17 protein-coding genes are annotated in these 18,309 nt (G+C 46.8%); 13 read left to right on the forward strand and 4 right to left on the reverse strand.

The window, feature by feature from the left end; genetic code table 11:
• Positions 1-15: 15 nt before the first annotated feature.
• From K6V26_RS03225 to K6V26_RS03235, 3 genes are read left to right on the forward strand one after another with little or no spacing between them, the layout of a single operon-like run.
• Positions 16-1,395 carry a nucleobase:cation symporter-2 family protein gene (locus tag K6V26_RS03225; RefSeq protein WP_007657629.1) on the forward strand — a complete coding sequence of 460 codons (1,380 nt, stop codon included), beginning with the start codon at positions 16-18 and terminating at the stop codon, positions 1,393-1,395.
• Positions 1,396-1,400: 5 nt separating this feature from the next.
• Positions 1,401-1,967: a xanthine phosphoribosyltransferase gene (gene xpt / locus K6V26_RS03230; protein WP_007657631.1), complete on the forward strand. Its 567-nt coding sequence runs from the start codon at positions 1,401-1,403 to the stop codon at positions 1,965-1,967.
• A 28-nt stretch (positions 1,968-1,995) separates the two neighbouring features.
• Complete coding sequence (locus K6V26_RS03235; protein WP_007657632.1) at positions 1,996-2,409, forward strand: PaaI family thioesterase; 414 nt, start codon at positions 1,996-1,998, stop codon at positions 2,407-2,409.
• Between the two features lie 12 nt (positions 2,410-2,421).
• Here the strand turns inward: K6V26_RS03235 and K6V26_RS03240 are convergent, their stop codons facing one another.
• The 4 genes from K6V26_RS03240 to dnaG form a co-directional block, all read right to left on the reverse strand.
• Entirely contained in the window at positions 2,422-2,946 is a 525-nt protein-coding gene (locus K6V26_RS03240) for a histidine phosphatase family protein (protein WP_224264589.1), read from the reverse strand.
• Positions 2,947-3,165: 219 nt separating this feature from the next.
• Positions 3,166-4,476, reverse strand: a complete 1,311-nt coding sequence (locus tag K6V26_RS03245) for an ABC transporter permease (protein WP_224264590.1) — start codon at positions 4,474-4,476, stop codon at positions 3,166-3,168.
• The gene (locus K6V26_RS03250) at positions 4,473-5,399 is read right to left on the reverse strand and encodes an ABC transporter ATP-binding protein (protein ID WP_007657637.1); all 927 of its coding nucleotides are present in this window, start codon (positions 5,397-5,399) and stop codon (positions 4,473-4,475) included. Before K6V26_RS03250 ends, K6V26_RS03245 begins: the two co-directional genes overlap by 4 nt.
• Positions 5,400-5,412: 13 nt before the next feature.
• On the reverse strand, positions 5,413-7,575 hold the full coding sequence (gene dnaG / locus K6V26_RS03255) for a DNA primase (protein WP_224264591.1): 2,163 nt from the start codon (positions 7,573-7,575) through the stop codon (positions 5,413-5,415).
• A 125-nt stretch (positions 7,576-7,700) separates the two neighbouring features.
• On the opposite strand from dnaG, the gene K6V26_RS03260 reads away from it, so the two are divergent.
• From K6V26_RS03260 to K6V26_RS03305, 10 genes are all read left to right on the forward strand, one after another.
• Positions 7,701-7,946, forward strand: coding sequence for a hypothetical protein (locus K6V26_RS03260; RefSeq protein ID WP_007657640.1), 246 nt, complete (start codon positions 7,701-7,703; stop codon positions 7,944-7,946).
• A complete protein-coding gene (locus K6V26_RS03265) occupies positions 7,934-8,248 on the forward strand; it encodes a type II toxin-antitoxin system RelE/ParE family toxin (RefSeq protein WP_224264592.1) in 315 nt (104 codons plus the stop codon). The genes K6V26_RS03260 and K6V26_RS03265 overlap by 13 nt, the downstream gene beginning before the upstream one ends.
• A gap of 637 nt (positions 8,249-8,885) precedes the next feature.
• A complete protein-coding gene (locus K6V26_RS03270) occupies positions 8,886-9,725 on the forward strand; it encodes a DUF4469 domain-containing protein (RefSeq protein WP_007657644.1) in 840 nt (279 codons plus the stop codon).
• A 124-nt stretch (positions 9,726-9,849) separates the two neighbouring features.
• The gene (locus K6V26_RS03275) at positions 9,850-11,070 is read left to right on the forward strand and encodes a fimbrial protein (protein WP_010800173.1); all 1,221 of its coding nucleotides are present in this window, start codon (positions 9,850-9,852) and stop codon (positions 11,068-11,070) included.
• 152 nt (positions 11,071-11,222) lie between these two features.
• Positions 11,223-12,137: a FimB/Mfa2 family fimbrial subunit gene (locus K6V26_RS03280; protein ID WP_224264593.1), complete on the forward strand. Its 915-nt coding sequence runs from the start codon at positions 11,223-11,225 to the stop codon at positions 12,135-12,137.
• A gap of 255 nt (positions 12,138-12,392) precedes the next feature.
• A complete protein-coding gene (locus K6V26_RS03285; protein WP_224264594.1) occupies positions 12,393-13,952 on the forward strand; it encodes an Lcl domain-containing protein in 1,560 nt (519 codons plus the stop codon).
• A 23-nt stretch (positions 13,953-13,975) separates the two neighbouring features.
• Entirely contained in the window at positions 13,976-15,643 is a 1,668-nt protein-coding gene (locus K6V26_RS03290) for a fimbrillin family protein (protein ID WP_224264595.1), read from the forward strand.
• 15 nt (positions 15,644-15,658) lie between these two features.
• Positions 15,659-17,266, forward strand: coding sequence for a DUF4906 domain-containing protein (locus K6V26_RS03295; RefSeq protein ID WP_224264596.1), 1,608 nt, complete (start codon positions 15,659-15,661; stop codon positions 17,264-17,266).
• A 31-nt stretch (positions 17,267-17,297) separates the two neighbouring features.
• On the forward strand, positions 17,298-17,960 hold the full coding sequence (locus K6V26_RS03300) for a DUF1566 domain-containing protein (protein ID WP_224264597.1): 663 nt from the start codon (positions 17,298-17,300) through the stop codon (positions 17,958-17,960).
• A gap of 19 nt (positions 17,961-17,979) precedes the next feature.
• Positions 17,980-18,297, forward strand: coding sequence for a hypothetical protein (locus K6V26_RS03305; RefSeq protein WP_122328709.1), 318 nt, complete (start codon positions 17,980-17,982; stop codon positions 18,295-18,297).
• Positions 18,298-18,309 lie beyond the last annotated feature (12 nt).

The following is an 18,309-nucleotide window of genomic DNA, read 5'->3' on the forward strand; positions in this document are numbered from 1 at the left end:
ATATATAAAGTAAAGATGAAGATTAACACAGAGGAGTTAGAAGAGACTATTATCCCGGTAAAAGAAACAGATTTGATTTATGGCATCGATGACCGTCCGCCTTTAAAGGAGACGTTGTTTGCCGCTTTGCAGCATTTATTAGCCATTTTTGTCGCAATCATTACTCCGCCTTTGATTATTGCGGGGGCATTGAAGCTGGATCTCGAAACAACCGGATTTTTGGTGTCGATGGCTCTCTTTGCTTCCGGTGTGTCGACCTTCATACAATGTAAGCGGATTGGTCCGGTAGGGGCAGGGTTGCTCTGTATACAGGGTACGAGTTTTTCTTTTATCGGACCGATCATCTCTGCCGGCCTGGCTGGCGGGTTGCCGCTTATCTTTGGTGTTTGTATGGCTGCCGCTCCGGTCGAGATGATTATCAGCCGTACATTTAAGTATATGCGTTCTATCATTACACCGTTGGTTTCCGGTATCGTTGTCTTGTTGATTGGTTTGAGCTTGATTAAAGTGGGGGTTGTCTCCTGCGGAGGTGGCTTTGCAGCGATGGATAACGGTACGTTCGGTAGTTTGGAGAATCTGGGAGTGGCGGCGACGGTGTTGTTGAGCGTCCTGTTCTTCAACCGTTGTAAGAATAAATACCTGCGGATGAGCTCGATTGTTCTTGGGCTGTGTATCGGTTACGGACTCTCCTTTGCTTTGGGCATGGTGGATATGAGCGCTGCCGCTTCACAAAATTTGAGTGGATTTAATATTCCGGTACCCTTTAAGTATGGGTTGGATTTTAATATATCTTCCTTTATTGCGATTGGGCTGGTCTACCTGATTACTGCGATCGAGGCGACCGGCGATGTTACTGCCAACTCCATGATTTCCGGTAAATCGATTGAAGGAGAGGGGTATCTGAAGCGTGTATCCGGCGGTGTGTTGGCGGATGGCGTGAATTCTTTCGTCGCAGGTGTCTTTAATTCGTTTCCAAACTCTATCTTTGCACAAAATAACGGGATTATCCAGTTGACAGGTGTTGCCAGCCGATATGTCGGTTATTATATTGCCGGAATGTTGATCCTGTTGGGGTTATTTCCGGTTGTCGGGGTTATTTTCTCTTTGATGCCCGATCCGGTCCTTGGGGGAGCGACTTTATTGATGTTCGGTACGGTGGCAGCGGCCGGTATCCGTATTATTGCCGCACAGGAAATCAACCGGAAAGCTACGCTGGTGCTGGCAGTCAGTTTGTCGTTGGGACTCGGTGTCGAGTTGATGCCCGATATTCTGAAAACGGCTCCCGAAGCGATTAAAGGTATCTTTTCTTCAGGTATAACAACTGGCGGATTAACAGCTATCATAGCCAATGTTTTGATAAGAGTAAAGGAAGATCAAGTAGATAAAACAGAATAAAACACATGGAATTACTTAAACAGCGTATTCTGCAAGACGGCAGATGTTATCCGGGAGGTATCCTGAAAGTCGATAGTTTTATTAACCATCAGATGGACCCGATGCTTCTGTACAAGGTTGCCGAAGAGTTCATCAATCGTTTTAAAGGCGAACATATTAATAAGATTGTAACGATCGAAGCCAGCGGTATTGCTCCGGCTATTATGGTGGGATATATTTTGCAGTTGCCGGTCGTATTTGTAAAGAAGAAGCAACCGAAGACGATGGAGAACATGCTGAGTACGGTAGTCCATTCTTTTACGAAAGACCGTGATTATACGGTTTGTATCAGTAATAACTTCCTGACGGCAGACGATCATATTCTTTTTATAGACGATTTCCTGGCTTTCGGTAATGCTGCCCTGGGAATGATCGATCTGGCAGAGCAGGCCGGTGCAACCATTTCCGGTATGGGCTTTATTATAGAAAAAGCCTTTCAGGATGGAGGAAAAGCCTTGCGTGAGTCGGGTATCCATGTGGAAAGCCTGGCTATTATCGACAATCTGGATGATTGTAAGATTACTATCCGCTAGAAAGAAACCAACTAATTGAGTAAAAATAATGAATGCAGAAGTAAAAGAAAGATTGCTCGACAGGGTGAAGACAAACCCTTATGTGAATCATTTGGGGGTACAGTTCACTACTGTTGAAGACGGGATCGTTGAGGCGCGTATGCCTTTGCATGATGAACAACGCCAATATAGCGGCGTTATTCATGGTGGTGTATTGGCGGCTTTGGCAGATACGATAGCCGGTTTTGCAGCCTATACGATGACGCCGCTCGATAAAGACGTATTGACAGCCGAATTGAAAGTATCCTTTTTAAGGGCTGCCTGGGGAAAGGAACTGATCGCGAGAGGAACGGTTATCAAACCGGGACGGCACGTCCATTTCAGTGAATGTGAGATTTATTGCGACGATAAACTGGTCAGCAAAGCATCCGGTACATTCAGTGTCGTGCAGCCCCAGGTGTAAAGTAAATATCATTTAGAGTGAAAAGCGCAGGCAAGCTGTGTTTTTCATGATTGGCAGCTTCAGGATTTCCTCTTGCTGCCTTTTTTCTATACGGACGATAATGGCACGGTTGAAACCTCCGTGCCCGATAGCCAGGATACGTTTTCCCGAGAAGTTCGTTTGCAGGAATTGCAGAAACTCTCCGGCTCTTTTATATAAAGCCTCCACGCTTTCCACGCTTTCCGGCAGATTCTTGAAATCCATTTCATTGGCCACTTTTCCGGTATAGATACCCCAATCCATTTCCCTGAGCAGCGGTGTCCGGACAGGCTCCAATCCTTTGCGGCGGGCAACAGCCATAGCGGTGTCGTAGCTCCGGGCCAGGTCGCTGCTGACAATAACGTCGATTTCTTCCTCTTCCAGCAGGTCGGCCAACTGTTCCGCCTGCTGTTTGCCCAACTCAGACAGATGCCCGGGCATCTGTCCCTGCATAATACGCAATTTATTCTCTTCCGTCTCTCCATGACGGCTTAATATAAGTGAGATTGTCGCTTCCATATTTATATTGTCGGATATGAATGTTTCAAATATTATCAGAATTGAACTATCTGATTATTGACCGGTTGTACCTGGCTCCCCTCTTGAGAGGGGGAAGGGGGTGTGTTATAGTTTCGCCCTATAACTAGTTTTAACACACCCCTTATCCCCTCTCAAGAGGGGAATTAGTTACTCCCGTCACTATAAACAAATAGCTCAAATCTTTCTATAATTGCCATCTTATTTATATTTAATCCATTTCACCATTTCCTTGATACTCGGTTTTTTACCGTACATCAGGATACCTACCCGGTATATTTTGGCGGATAGCCAGACTATGCCGATGGCAGAGGCATATAATAAAGAGACTGATAGTAACTTTTCCCATAAAGGAATTTCAAAAGGAATACGTACCATCATGACGATCGGTGAAGTGAACGGAACCATCGAACACCAGAATGCCAGCGGTCCGTCCGGATTTTCCATACTGTAAATACCGGCATACAGCGCAAAGATCATAAAGATCGTGACCGGAGCCATAAACTGATGGGTATCTTCCTGGCTGTCTACCGCCGAGCCGATAGCCGCGAATATGGATGCATACAACATATAACCTCCAATGAAATAGATAATAAAAGAGATACCGATTTCTGCAATATTGATTGAATTGATGATTCCCATGATTTCATTCCCGGAAGAAGAGGCTAAAGCATTTGCATCCATCATCCCCATTTGAGGCCCAGCTTGCAGGGATGCCACATCGACTCCACCGGAGAACATAAAACCTCCTACACTGACCAGTATGGTCGTGATAATACCCCATAGGAATACTTGTGTAAGACCAACAAAACCGATACCGATAATTTTCCCCATCATCAGGTCGAACGGACGAACGGACGAGATCATCACCTCAATGATACGGTTGGTCTTTTCTTCCATAACCCCCTGCATCACCATTGCACCATACATCATAATAAACATATAGATAATGAACGTGAACACCATCCCGATGATCGAAGCGACGGTTGCCGATGAAGCACTTTCTTTTCCGTCTTCACTCCATTTTATGGTCTGTACGTTGAAATTGATTTTGCTTTCCCGGATGATCTCTTTCAGGTTAGGGATATTGAAAGAGGCGAGTTTTTCGCTTTCCAACTGCTTGCTGAGTGTCTGGTTGACCAAACGGCTCAGTTCGGCCGGAACCTGTTTTTCTGAGTAAAGGGTTGCTGCTTTAGGATTGTTCAGCAAATCGTCTGTGATACTCAGGAAGGCGAATACCTCCTTATCTTCACCCTGGCGATATTCGTCTAACGTTTTATCGCTGTGGATGAAATGAAAACTCTCGTTATTCTCGAACAGCGAGGCATATTTTCCGGTCGTATCGATGATGGCAACGTTACGTACTTCATCTCCTTTAATGGTCGACAACCATAACGGTACGAATACCAGTGCGGCAAACAAAAACGGAGTCAGAAGTGTAAGCAGGATAAACGACTTTTTGCTTACCCGGCGCAAATATTCTCTTTTGATAATAAGTCCTATTTTATTCATGCCTGTGTGGTGTTTGTGCCCGATACGGTGTTAATAAATATATCATTCATGGAAGGAAGTTCCTCTGCAAACGACAGGATTTCGACCTGTTCGGACAGAGTAGACAGTAAAGTGGAATTACTGATCCCGTCGGCTTTATGGATTTGCAGTTCGCGTATTCCGCTTTGTTCTTTTTCGCAAAGCAGCGTGAAGGTATCCGACGGAACGTTTGAAAGGACACTATCGGATGAGATACGTAATGTAAATGTATTGTTCCGGAAACGGTTTCTGACTTCTGCCACATTTCCTGATAATACCACTTGCGATTTGTTGATCAGAGCTATGTTATCGCATATCTCTTCCACCGAAGCCATATTGTGGGTAGAGAAAATAATCGTATGTCCTTTCTCTTTCAGTTCCAGGATTTCCTGTTTCAGTCTTTCCGCATTCACCGGATCGAAACCGCTGAACGGTTCGTCGAAGATAAGCAGTGACGGTTCGTGGATAACGGTAATGATAAACTGCACTTTCTGTTGCATCCCTTTCGATAACTCTTCCAGCTTTTTATTCCACCAGGGCATGATGTCGAACTTTTCAAACCAACGGGTCAGGCGGGTCCGGGCTTCGGAATAAGACAGTCCTTTAAGTTGGGCGAGATAGATGGCCTGTTCGCCTACTTTCATCTTTTTATACAATCCCCGTTCTTCCGGGAGATAACCGATCTGGTAAATATCCTCCGGTCTCGATTCGCGTCCGTTGAAACGGACGGTGCCGCTGTCGGGGGCGGTGATGCGGTTGATGATACGAATCAGCGTGGTTTTTCCGGCACCGTTCGGTCCGAGTAACCCGAATATTTTCCCTTCGGGCACCTGTATGCTGACTTTGTTCAGGGCTAGATGATTGGCATATTGTTTAACCACATCTTCCGTTTCCAAAAAGTTCATAGGCTATAAGTTGTTACATTTTTAATACGATACGTTCTCCCAATTCCTTACTCAATACGTTTTTTATTTCATTCAGGCGTGTGAGTTGTTTCATCAGCTCGAACACCTTTTCTTCATTTCCTTGTGCGTGCGCCTCCTTGATGCCCAGTTGTGTCTCCTTTATCTGCCGGAGGATATAGGCATCTTTCATCGCATATATTTCGCGGGTGACTAACTGGTCCAGTTTATCCTGTTCCTGTTCCAACTCGCGGTATTTGCTGTGATACTTGCTCAGTTGATACTTTTCGCTGATCAGGTTGGCGGCCAGTCGGCTTACGTTCGGGTCCGGATGGGCCAGGAAATAACGGCTGGCAATAAATCCCTCGGTCTTGCATTTGTCTGCGGCTTCGTCGAGCATGCTTTTAATGATCGGGGTATAGAAAGTCAGGTCGTCACGCTCCAGGTCGTAACGGATATATTCGGCCACACGCATCACAATATGTTTGTTTGTCTCCTCATCCACATAATCGAAAAGGATTTGTTCGCCATACCGCACGATATATTTCAGTAACGTCAGTTCGTACACCTCGTAAGGCGAACGTTTCGGCTGGCCTGTTTGTACCGGTTGTACTGGTTGAACCGTCTGTGGCGGTTGTGCCGGCGGATAATCGGGAGGCGGAACATCCATAGGCCCGGTTTCTTCCATCGGATATTCTTCCGGTGGGGGTGGTGGAGGCATATAATCGTCCGGCAATGGCACGGTATCATCCGGTGGCAGAAAACTGTCCCCGGCAACCGGCTGGTAACCGGGCAGGTCCGGATATTCCGGTATCATACTCATCGTATTGGATACCGGGGGAGTTACCTGTCCCTGCATGTTCTGCCTTTCTTCCTTGCTTAACCGGATCTTATTGACTTCGTTCAGCAAGACCTGTTCGTCTATCTCCATCATGGCGCTGCATTCGCGGATATAGATGGAACGGGCAATATTATCGGGGATGATGGCAACCGTACGGATAATATCCGTAATCAGCGCCGAGCGCTTGATCGGGTCGGTTCCCGCATCATCCAATAATAAACGGGTTTTGAAACGGATAAAGTCCGTTTCGCTCTGTTTGATAAATTCGGAAAACTGGCTGGCATTATGTTTGCGGGCAAACGAGTCGGGGTCTTCACCGTCCGGCAAGAGAACCACTTTCACATTCATCCCGTCTTCCAGCAGCAGGTCGATACCGCGCAGGGCGGCTTTGATACCGGCGGCATCACCGTCATATAATACGGTTATATTACTGGTGAAACGATGTATAAGCCGTATCTGTCCCTGTGTAAGAGCCGTACCGGAGGAGGCAACCACGTTCTCTATTCCTGCCTGATGCATGGAGATTACATCGGTATAACCTTCCACCAGGAAACAACGGTCTTCCTTGACAATCGCCTGTTTGGCGAAATAGATACCGTAAAGCTCATTACTCTTATGGTAAATCTCACTTTCCGGAGAGTTGACATATTTGGCTGTTTTCTCGTCTTTCTTGAGCACACGGCCGCCAAAGGCTACGACTTTTCCGCTTAACGTATGTACCGGAAATATCACACGGCCGCGAAAACGGTCATTGACTCCTCCATTGTCGTAGGCAATAACCAAACCGGTCTTTTCCAGAAACTCTTTCTTATAACCGTTTTTGGTTGCTTCCTTGTATAATGCATCGCGCTTGTCGAGACTGTAACCCAACTGGAATTTATGGATGGTGTCTTCACGGAACCCACGTTCGGCAAAGTAACGGAGTCCGACCGTTTTCCCTTCTACATGTTCGTATAGTTGGGTGGTAAAGTATTGCTGTGCCCAGCTATTGACGATCAGCATACTTTCGCGGTCGCTTTTCCTTTGCTTCTCCTTGTCGGTCAGTTCCCGTTCCTGTATCTCGATGTTATATTTCTTGGCCAGATAACGCAAGGCATCGAAATAGTTCAGCTGTTCATGCTTCATAATGAAGTGAACGGCCGTACCACCTTCGCCACAGGCAAAGCACTTACATATATTTTTAGCCGGAGAGACGTAGAACGAGGGCGTTTTATCAGTATGAAAAGGACATAATCCTACATAGTTTATCCCTCGTTTGCGCAGGGTAACGAATTCCGAAACAACATCCACAATGTTTGCAGCGTCAAGTATCCGGTCTATGGTAGGTTGATCGATCATTTATTTCCTTCCTTAATATAATGGGTGACAAATGTAGTGATATTTTGTCTCCAAAACAAGACTCTTTGACATGCAGGGAACGGAAATAATAATTATCTTTGTGATTGACAAAAATAATTACCATTATGACAAGTATCGAGTTAAGAACATCCATATTGACAGAAATAGCCTCTATCATGGATAACGAAGAGTTGATGAGGAAAACACTTGCTTATTTGCGTAAAATAAGGCAGAGGAATATAGATACACCTTGTCGCTTTACAGTGGAAGAGCTGAAAGAAGAGATCGAATTATCGGAAGACGATGATCGTCACAATCGGTATTACACAACTGAACAGTTGCGCAAAAAGCATCCGTTATGCAACAAATGAAACTAAGATGGATGAAACGTGCCGTCAAGCATCTTGATACAATCTATGATTTCTTGGCTAAGAAAAATGAACAGGCTGCAATAAAAGTATATAATGAATTTCTTGATACGGCAGATACTTTATTAACTTTCCCATTAGCAGGAAAAGAAGAAGATGTATTAAAAGAAAATCCGAAGAATTATCGTTCTTTAGTTGCCTGTAAGCATTATAAATTAATATATCGTATAGAAAAGAATATTATAAAGATCGTTGCTGTCTGGGATTGCCGACAAAATCCAAAGAAACTAAAAAGAATTATTTAAAGACTCTTATCTACAATTTTTTCCGTCCCGTCCGTCTTGTTCAAAGGTGTTGATGGAACGAAAACTTCCTTGCTACCATACTCTTGGGCAGCAATAACATTACAAATTAGAAACGCTTTGATTTTCTTTTTTTATGGAGAAAAAATGACGTAGTACATTAGAAACTGTGTCAAGATTGCGCAAAGATATATAAATTATCTGATTATCATAATAAACTGCGATTAAAATTCATCGTGTGAGAGAAAAAATGAACAAATATGACTTTATTCGTTCATTTTTTTCATACTAACCGGGTACCAAAAGAGAATACTTTTAGTTATAGCCTACCTTCCCATTTTCTATCTAACTTATCACTGGCTAATAACATAAGATTATTTATAAGCCTTGATTTTTAGTCTTTATATCATAGTTTCTAATGAACTAGGTCATTTTATCATACGAATTGCAAGCACTAGGGCACACGTGGTTACGTTTTACGTCAGACCGTCCTGAAAGCAAAAAGGGGAAAGAATACGGCTGTTTTATCCCTGTTTTTCTACTAGGGAGCTACTGATATAAATTTAGTATCCTTTGGGTCCCGGCTAATTGGTAAACTAAAAATATGTACAATATATCAGTAACTAAAAAACAGACAATTATGGCAAAAGACCCGACTCAGAAGACGAAGCTCACGCTCAAAGCTCTTGACTTGGCACTTACTCAGGATATTACGAACGATTGTTACCTGCAACCCAAGTTGCAGAAATGTCTGAATATGCACGATCTTGCCAGCGAAGTAGCTGCCCTCAGCACCCGCCAGGAAGATGTGGAAGAGATAGCCCGTACGGGTGATCAGATCCTGCGCCGTATGATCTGGTTTCTCTCTTCCGGATATAGCATCACGACTCTGCTGGGCTATTTCCGCCCCACCTCCCAGGGTGTTTTCCTCGAAAGCGAACTCATGTCGGCCCCAGACCGCAAACGCCTGAAACTAGGCATCGCTTACTCCATGAGTCAGGAAATGCGCCAGGCACTTGCCGATGCCGAAATCGACGTCGAAATACAGAAATCGGTCAGCGGTCCGCAGCTATTTACCGTGGTGAGTGCGCAAGATGCACAAAATCCCGAAGCCGCAGCCCGTGGCGAAGGCGTACCGATTAGTGCAGGACAAACTTGTATCATTAAAGGTAAACATATCAAAGTGGGCGGCGAAGGCGAACAAATCGGTGTCACTATCCGTCGTACTGACGGCGATTCCGGCGAAACATTCTTCTTCCCCGCATCGAAGCTCTACCCCAATACCCCTACGCAGGTAGGCTTTGTGTTGCCTGCTACGGCTGCCGACGGCTCTGTTTGGGGCGTTACACTCTGCACGCAGCTTACCAGCAACGGTTCTACTTTGCTGAAAGAGCCCCGCACGGCAACGATGCCGGACAACTTTGTCGTAGGCGAGGTGCCCGATACCCCCGGTGGTGGCGACAGGCCGGAGATCGAATGAATTGAGCAGCCTGCTCAAAGGAAAGAGAGCGACCCGTTCAATAGGAAGTGAGCGAGTCACTCAAAAGTAATCGAGTATTTTTTAAGTTACACTATTATTAATATCAAGCAAAGTAAAAATGAAAATGAAAACAGTTTTTCTGTCGATGCTGGCGATAGCGGCATTAGCGAGTTGTTCAAGACAAGAATTTATTGACCCCCATGGCGGCCCGCAGGAAGGGGATAAGATGCTGGTAGACATCACCCTTGGAAACGGTGAAATGACAAAGGCGACAGGCGTTCCGGAAGCGGATGGTACGGAAGAGAAGACGATCACCGATATCACCGTATTCTTCCTGAATGGTGCGGACCAGATCGTTTCCAGAACATTTGTTACAGGACCTGATTTAACAGATGATGGTCAGAATCCAGGACATAAAAAGGCAACCGTGGAAACAAGAACTACGGCCTCTCAGGTAATGGTGATTGCAAATATCGGAGAAGATCGTACCGGAACAGGAAAAGCTCTCAACGTCAGTACCAGAGCTCAACTTGAAGCTGTACTGCAAGACCTGGTAGTCGAGGACGGAACGCCGCCAGCTTTGGTTCCTTTTCAGGAAAAAACCAACCTTCTTATGTCAGGCATAGGAGATGTTTCACAGATGAATCCCGGTGGAATACCTACAGATCCTTTCACTGCAGAAGCATCTGTTGAATTGAAGTACATTGCTGCTAAAATCACGTTAAGAAGTATCACTGTAACAGATCAGGCACAGGGTGAATATGGTGATGGTAAGGATTTTGTATTCACAAAAGCCTATTTGTTGAATGTACAGACGAAATCTCACTATTTCCCAACTTATTTACCTGCTACTGCTGATCTGGCGTTTGCAAACGGAACATGGGAGGAGGCTTGGGGAACAAGTAATCTTCCTATTGTTAAAGATTTCGAGGAGAAACTTGCTATTACATCTATAGTTGATAATACACCAGTGGAAAACCTGGCCCACTGGTATGTTTTCGAGAATAAACCGACTTCTACTACCAAGGATGATAATCCGACAATCCTTGCGGTACAGATTAAATGGAAAGAAAAAGAGGCTAATGGAGATGATATACCTGAAGATGTATATGCATTAAAAAATTTCAACGTAATCTTCGCACCCGGTGATAAGGGTATCATCGAAGCAGGAAAAGCCTACGATGTAGCTTTGTCATTCAGCGGTGACTTCCGTCCGGGAACTTCCGGTGGTAACGCCGGTGGTGGTGAAGATAAACCGGATGAGCCGAATATCAAAGCGAATGTAACTGTTACGGTGACTCCGGCGGAGTGGGATCCGGCACCTACAGAAAAACCGTTTGAATAATATCCTCTGAAAAGAGTTCTCAAAACTTATCATCCTGTCATGGCGGACTCGATCCGCCATCTTATCCAAAGCATTGTGTATCAGTGCAGCATGCGATCCCGGGTCAGGTCCGGGATGACAGGATGCATATTTATCAGTAACAAAAGAATAAAATGAACGAAAACAAACACACATATCCCGGTTCCTCCCCGCGGCGGTTGCAACACCTGTTGCTGCTGTTCCTGGCCGTGCTCTTCCTTACGGTCGCAGGTTGCTGGAGGGATGGCCTGCCCGGCAAAAGGCAGTTTAAGCTCAGCTTCCACGGCACTTCGCTTGCCGATGGCGACGCCATCCGCGAGATAGAACTGTTTGTATTTGACGACCAACAACAACTGATCAACCGTGCCACCGGCACGATCGGCGAGACCATCTCGCTCGACTATCCTTCCACCCGGCCCCTACACTACATAGCATGGGGTAACAGCAACGACAAAAGCCTCAGGCTTCCGACGCTGCAACCAGGCGACCTGCTCGACGGAGCATATCTCGCCCTCACACCGCTTTCGTCCGTAAAGGCTGAAACGCAATACCTCAACACGCCTCCCGACCTGTTCAGGGGAGCCATCGACACAGACAACAAAACGATCGCCCGCGGAGCCCCCTTCACGATGGAAATGCGGCCCGCCACGGCGTCGATACATATAACGATCAGCGGACTGTCCAGAGCCACCGGCACGACAGACGGCGATTACACCGTCGAGGTGAGCCGCACAGCCGCCCGCATCGACTTCGAAGGGACCACCGCAGGCTCTGCCATCCACCGGGTTACAGGCTCCTTCAACTCCCGCAAAGAATACATCATCCCCTCTTTCCGTGTCTTCCCCCCGCCCGATGACAAAGGGATAAAGGTCGGCATCTATCACAACGGGATGCTGCTGAAAGAACTTACGCAAACAAGCACCCGGCGCCCCCTCGTCCCCGTGACAGGCCAGGAGCTGAAGCTGACGATCGCTTTCAATGCCGACGGCAGCGCAGAGGTAAAACCGCCCGGCTGGATATCGAGCGACGTCGATGTAACTTACCCGTAAGACATAGAAGATATAGAAGAATCATTCAGATAAAAAACAAACAAGATATGCACACGACACATTCACACCTGTTGAAACTAAGAAAGGCTGCCGCCCTGTGCGCCGCCCTTTTCTTATGCGCTTGCAACTATGAGCGAATACCGGATGTCGAAGAGGGTGAACTCATGACAGTCACCCTCTCGGCAGGCCCCGCCGCAGGCGAGCAAAACCCCACCACCAAAGCAGGGTTGACCGACACGCAGGAGAACTCTATCCATGACCTATATACTTGCGTTCCAGGCGGATGAGACTGGAGCCTTTTTTCTGAAGTACTATGCAACCGGGAGACCGGTAAGCGGCGGTGGCGGTGGACAATTCAGCTTCAGCCTCCGTCGAAGCGTATCAGGAGCAGCCGATACGAAGCTGCTCCTGGTCGCTAACCTAAACCCTTATCCACTGGTAAATATTGGCATGACATACGAGGGGGTACAAGCAGCTTTGACTAGTGGGGAGTTGGCTGCACCGGCATTTGCTGAACACGGGATACCGATGTTCGGCTTTGCCGGTAACAGCCCCGACAAAGCACTGGAAATAACGGAAGGTATGTCACCACTCTCCGCCAACCTGCTGCGTGCCGTAGCCCGGGTGGACGTGGGAGTAGGAGCTTATAAGGAGGAAAGCGGTGAATGGGACAAAGGGGGTGTCAATTTCGATTTGCAAAAAATCTACGTATTCAAACCTCAAAATAAGTATACGCTCATACCGGTTTTAAGCAATCTTGGATGCGATGTAAACGACATCCCCTCCGTCACCGCCCCTTCGCAGGTCGGGGATCAGAGTGCTGACATAGAATACACTATAACAAACAATACCTCTTGCAAAGCCGAAATATACCTCCCCGAAGTCACTCTCAAAGGAGGAACCGTCTACGATAGAAACCATGAGAACCGCATGGCACTCGTCATCGGCGGCACATACCTGGGTAAACTTAACTACTACCGCATCGACTTCACAACCGAGAAGTACAACGCGGCAAATGTGCCCTTGCACGATGTCTTGCGTAACCATATCTACCGTTACTCCATCACCAACGTAAACCAGTCCGGATACGCAACTCCTGAGGCAGCCTACAAAGGCAGACCGGTCGGACTGGATTTTACAGCCGATATTGTCGACTGGAAAACTGAAGACCTCGACTCGCCCGCTCCGGATATGTTCGTGCGATTGAATTTCCAAGGGATAAACGGGACCGTAGTAGCAGATTATATGTCTGAAAATGGAGTTAGCAAACCGTTTACTATCCTCAAGAAAAAAGACCATTTTAAAACGGATGATGGCAATATGAAGTATATTCCTCTAAATTATAGCGGCATGATGGGGGAAGCCCGTGACAATACCTTCAATGGAGTGACTAACGGCGGTACCTATGTGGATGTGCAGGATGCGCTCGATAGGGAAGGCCCCTACCCAACACTGATTATTGCCCCCGACAACGCATCCGAAGGTGTTGTATGGCGAAGCACACGGGCGGACGCTCCTAAAGAAGATCGTATCCTCGATGCCAAAAAAGTCTGCTGGGACTACCGCGGACAGGGACAGTCCGACTGGCGACTGCCACGGCTCTCGGAACTGATGCTCCTCTGGATGAATAAAGTAACGATCAACAGTTCCAAAGGCTTTACCTCGCTCGGCGAGTCAGGCGAAACTTATTGGACCGGCTCCGAGGGAAAAGACGACCAGGTCTATACTGTCAACCGGGATGGGGTAATAAAGCTGGTGCCTAAATCGGAGTCTTATAAAGTAAGATGCGTCCGTCAAGTAAGAAAACAGAACTAACAACCGTAAATATGCAAACAGATATGACCATAAGAGAAAAAGCAACCCGGCTATGCACCATGATCGGCGTATGCTCGCTGGGAATATACCTCGCCGCCTGCGACAATGGCGAGTTGCCTGCAGACGGGGAAGGTACGGCAAAAGTCGAACTGCGCTTTTCCGCCTCCATCTCCGACAACCCCTCCACCAAAGCAGGGCAGCCACCCCAGCCGACGATTACGTCGGGACAAGCCTTCAGCGAGGGTAAGCAGCATCTATTCGGTATGTTCGTCACCCGCGAGGATGGAACTGCCCTGGCTGACGGTTCGAGTGATAATATGAAGTCGACACTTACGGTGTCCGGCAGCAAACAAACGTGGACCCATACCGATAATACGGGTATGACCTCCATCTCCCTGGCTGCAAACAACGGAGAAAACATCATCATAAAAGGCTATTATCCGTGGACAGCGGATGCTACCGCCACCGCCGTCCCTTTCGACCTGAGCAGCACGGACCCGAAGGATTGGACAGACCTGCTTTATTTATCATCTCCTACCGATCTGCAGAACATAACCGATGGAATGGGTTCTATTCCCTTGAAATTCTCCCACACTTTCTGCTGGGTGACAATCAATTTGTTGCAATTGTCATCGAATAACACGGTGAAAGTGAAAGCCGTAAACATCGGAAACGCCTATGCCGGGCAGGGTACGATTGTAAATAAGGGAAATTTGAATCTGAAAACAGGTAAGATAGTCAATAGCGTTTCCGGACCGCTGAAGATAGATCTGGGTTCGCAGCCCATTGCTTTGGATACGGAAGGTGCACCGGGCGCCTCAGCTGCTGTATTCAATTTCCTTGTTCCGCCTGTTATGAGTCCGGATATAAAGAACTCCGATATCGTGATCGAAGTAACGACCCTCGAAAGTGCTGGCGCTGACACTCCCGAGGAAGAAAAAGTGCTCACCTTCCCATTATCGCAAACGCATCTGAATCAGGATAATTCTGGCAGCACCACTCTCTACGGTTTCCGGAAAGGCAGGCACAACACCTATCACATCGTTTACAATAACTCGGCCATGAACCTCTCGCTATCCGGTTGGCAGACAGCCACCATCAAAGAAACAATGCTGGGAGAAGGGACGGCGAATGTGACCCCCAAGGCACTAAGTTTTGTTGATCTTTGGACACAGGAAGCTGAAGTGACTCCTAAAAAATTAGCCCCTAACGATTATAGATACCATACTTATCTGGGAGAAGTGGCCGAAAATAATAACGGGGAGTACAGAAATATTACGACCCAAAGCGGCATGTTGGGTAATAGATATAGAGGGGCTGTAAATGAAGAACCTTTTCAAGCTGTTTTAGAGGCTGCCAATAGCTTAGCAGCAGGGGGAGCGCAAATCTCATGGAAAGATGAAGAAACAGGAACCCTTCTGGCTAAACAAGCATGCGCTGAGCTCAGGGAAGGAGGATATACAGACTGGCGGTTACCCAGAATTAGCGAATGCTATATGTTGAATTATCCTACCAATCTCATGAATGGCAAAGAGTATTGGAGTGCTACGGAAGCTAGCGCTACGGAATGTTATGCTATAGTAAAAGTAAAAGAAGGCGGAGCGGATTATTGGCCAAAGAAATTTTCTAAACAAGAATCTTTTTACGTGCGTTGCGTAAGAGATAAAAACAAGCCCAAACCCCAAAAATAATTCCATTATACAAACATGAAACAAATCCTATACACAATAAGTCTGCTCCTCCTGCTAGGAGCCTGCACGGACGAAACCTATACCGACACACTTTCCGCTAATGGCGGTAAGCGTGGCAAGTCCGTACCCGTAAATTTATCGCTGAACGTACAACCCCTGCAATCGCCCCTCGATGCCGACACTAAAGCCGGTAGCCAGACCGTTAGCTCCACAGAGGTATGTAAAGGCATGGAGATAAGCCTGGTGAAAACTCCGGAAACGCGGGCAGCCGATATGGACGAAGTTAAGAACTTCTGGGTGTTTCAGTTTGACGGTACGGAGCCTGTAAGCACACTCTCTAAGGCTGATTTTTACTCAGGCAACTCTGTAAAAACCGTTACGCTGGCTCTATCATCGGGAGAGAAGAACAGGATTATCGTAATAGCAAATGCTGATTTGGAGACCTTTAATAGTTTGCTGACCGATGGAAGTTGCAGCCTGGAGTATTTTAACAATATGGGAATCAACTTTAGTCAACCGGACTTCCCATTGTTCAGTCTTTCCGACGGTAGCTCCCGTCCTGTCCTTTCCGGAAGTACCGACATTATTGTAAAAGAAAATACACAGGCCGACATTATGCTCTATCGCTCGACAGCTAAGGTGACGGTTAATCTTAAGCTGGGGGATAAGATGCAAGATAAAGGTTATTCTGTATGGAACTACCAGTTTGCGAGTATCCCTAAGACGAGTTTTTATCATGCGATAGGGCGTACGCCGGCTTTTCCCGGAGATGCTGTCGAGTATGGCAAGTATGCATTGGGTGATATATCGTTTTCTGCCTCATCATCGTACGCAGCAACCATCACCGCGAATTTGCCGGTCAACCTCCATCATGGGGTTCCGTTTACAACCCCGGAGAAGCGGGTAACCAACGCTCCTTTCAATTCGATCTATCTGCAGATTATGGGAATCGAACCGACTACTGGCGGTACAATCAGTAAATCCGTGGTCTACCAGATCCATCTGGGAAGTAATTTTACCGACGATTACAGCGTCTCACCCAACTATGCATACACCTACAACATCACCATAACCGGCGAAAACGACGACGACTCGCGCGTTATTAAGTTCATCCCCGGTTACTTCGGAGGGAAGCTCCAAGGGTATGACCAGTATGGCAACTCGTCTAGTGCCACGCGCACTACCGTCACCTGGCGATACGTAAATCGCATCGAAGTCTATATATCGGATGTAGGTAGTGGAAATGGAGTATGGCTGGCTGATGGTAAATCCATGCCCTCAGCCAATAGCCTTATGGACGGAAAGAAGAATACGACGGACCTGTTTGATAAGAAAGCTGACTATCCGGCGATACAAAAATGTATCGACCTGAACGGAGTAGGGGTAACTTCCGCTAACCTGGAATGGTATACGCCTTCATTCGGCCAGTCGCTTGGTATCTACATATCCGGTTCGAGCACACTCAAAACATTGCATAATGCAACTTACTGGACATCTTCTACTGATGCTACGGATGTATGGGCAACAAAGATATGGACCGGTCGAAGTAAGGGAGAATCTCCATCTGGTTTGTATTACCTGAGATGTGTTAAAGATTTACTCCCCGGAAACACCGTAAAATAAAAGTATCGATATGAACCTTAAAGCAGAATATATGATAAATAGATTATTCATAGCAGCAGTTATACTTAGCCTGCTTCCGGCCGCAACCGCCTTCGGACAGGAATTAAGAAAAGAGAAGCTGATAGGGACCAACCCTGGCAATCCTGGCAGCAATTACGCCGTATTCTACTCTTACGGTATGTCTGAAAGTGCCGTTTGGCCTCTGGGCATGAAGTTACTGGTAAAGAATGCAGACGGTACAAACGGCTCTACCATCCGCCATACTCATGACAAAGGCAACGGAGAGAATATCCCTGTAAATGACAAAGTACCTTTCCGCTTTATCATTGCTCCGGTAGACGGGCCAGACGGAGAGGTAAGCTGGGCAGCGGCCATGGGAATCGATGCATCGGCAAATAGGAACCTCGGCCAGGACGGAACAGTAATCACAAGTGGATGTGCTAGTTATAAGACAGACGAGTTTCCCAGTGGCTGGCGCTTGCCTACGCAGCGGGAGATGATGCTGATGTGGTTGTTCAAGGCAGGGATCGATGTTATTTATTCCAGCGGACAGTTAAGCGCAAGCCCGTATTGGACCGCCACGGAGAATACGGCGGTTGAGGCTTGGTATCTGGATTTCACAACCGCTGCACCGCAATCGGATTCCGCAGCAAAGACCTCTTCTTATAAATATAGATGCGTTAGAGACTATTAACCTCAGAAGGACAAATAATATGAACCGAATAGATACCATCCTGGAAAAGGAACGAACCAATACGGACAGGATTTTTTTATACCTGAAAGAAGATCGACTGATGGCTTTTGGCTACTCAGCTTATTTCGCTACCTGGCTTTTTCCCGAGCTGGAAGTGATACGGGGCAGTACTTCCGAAGGTGTGAAGTTTGTCTATATCTATTTCCCGGCGGCTAGCCTGTTCTCGCTTTCTGGCCGGATGACCGCATTGGTTGGAGACGAATATATAGAAATAATCGTACCCGAAGAAATAAACAGCTATCGGGAACAGTTCGAAGCCTGGATGAACAACATTTAAAAATAGCATAAA

This window comes from Parabacteroides goldsteinii (assembly GCF_020091425.1).
Taxonomy (GTDB): Bacteria; Bacteroidota; Bacteroidia; order Bacteroidales; family Tannerellaceae; genus Parabacteroides; species Parabacteroides goldsteinii.

Excerpts from the sequence above, each read along its gene's own strand:
- K6V26_RS03225 (WP_007657629.1), top strand. The coding sequence starts at position 16 with ATGAAGATTAACACAGAGGAGTTAGAAGAGACTATTATCCCGGTAAAA.
- xpt (WP_007657631.1), top strand. The coding sequence starts at position 1,401 with ATGGAATTACTTAAACAGCGTATTCTGCAAGACGGCAGATGTTATCCG.
- K6V26_RS03235 (WP_007657632.1), top strand. The coding sequence starts at position 1,996 with ATGAATGCAGAAGTAAAAGAAAGATTGCTCGACAGGGTGAAGACAAAC.
- K6V26_RS03240 (WP_224264589.1), bottom strand. The coding sequence starts at position 2,946 with ATGGAAGCGACAATCTCACTTATATTAAGCCGTCATGGAGAGACGGAA.
- K6V26_RS03245 (WP_224264590.1), bottom strand. The coding sequence starts at position 4,476 with ATGAATAAAATAGGACTTATTATCAAAAGAGAATATTTGCGCCGGGTA.
- K6V26_RS03250 (WP_007657637.1), bottom strand. The coding sequence starts at position 5,399 with ATGAACTTTTTGGAAACGGAAGATGTGGTTAAACAATATGCCAATCAT.
- dnaG (WP_224264591.1), bottom strand. The coding sequence starts at position 7,575 with ATGATCGATCAACCTACCATAGACCGGATACTTGACGCTGCAAACATT.
- K6V26_RS03260 (WP_007657640.1), top strand. The coding sequence starts at position 7,701 with ATGACAAGTATCGAGTTAAGAACATCCATATTGACAGAAATAGCCTCT.
- K6V26_RS03265 (WP_224264592.1), top strand. The coding sequence starts at position 7,934 with ATGCAACAAATGAAACTAAGATGGATGAAACGTGCCGTCAAGCATCTT.
- K6V26_RS03270 (WP_007657644.1), top strand. The coding sequence starts at position 8,886 with ATGGCAAAAGACCCGACTCAGAAGACGAAGCTCACGCTCAAAGCTCTT.
- K6V26_RS03275 (WP_010800173.1), top strand. The coding sequence starts at position 9,850 with ATGAAAACAGTTTTTCTGTCGATGCTGGCGATAGCGGCATTAGCGAGT.
- K6V26_RS03280 (WP_224264593.1), top strand. The coding sequence starts at position 11,223 with ATGAACGAAAACAAACACACATATCCCGGTTCCTCCCCGCGGCGGTTG.
- K6V26_RS03285 (WP_224264594.1), top strand. The coding sequence starts at position 12,393 with ATGACCTATATACTTGCGTTCCAGGCGGATGAGACTGGAGCCTTTTTT.
- K6V26_RS03290 (WP_224264595.1), top strand. The coding sequence starts at position 13,976 with ATGACCATAAGAGAAAAAGCAACCCGGCTATGCACCATGATCGGCGTA.
- K6V26_RS03295 (WP_224264596.1), top strand. The coding sequence starts at position 15,659 with ATGAAACAAATCCTATACACAATAAGTCTGCTCCTCCTGCTAGGAGCC.
- K6V26_RS03300 (WP_224264597.1), top strand. The coding sequence starts at position 17,298 with ATGATAAATAGATTATTCATAGCAGCAGTTATACTTAGCCTGCTTCCG.
- K6V26_RS03305 (WP_122328709.1), top strand. The coding sequence starts at position 17,980 with ATGAACCGAATAGATACCATCCTGGAAAAGGAACGAACCAATACGGAC.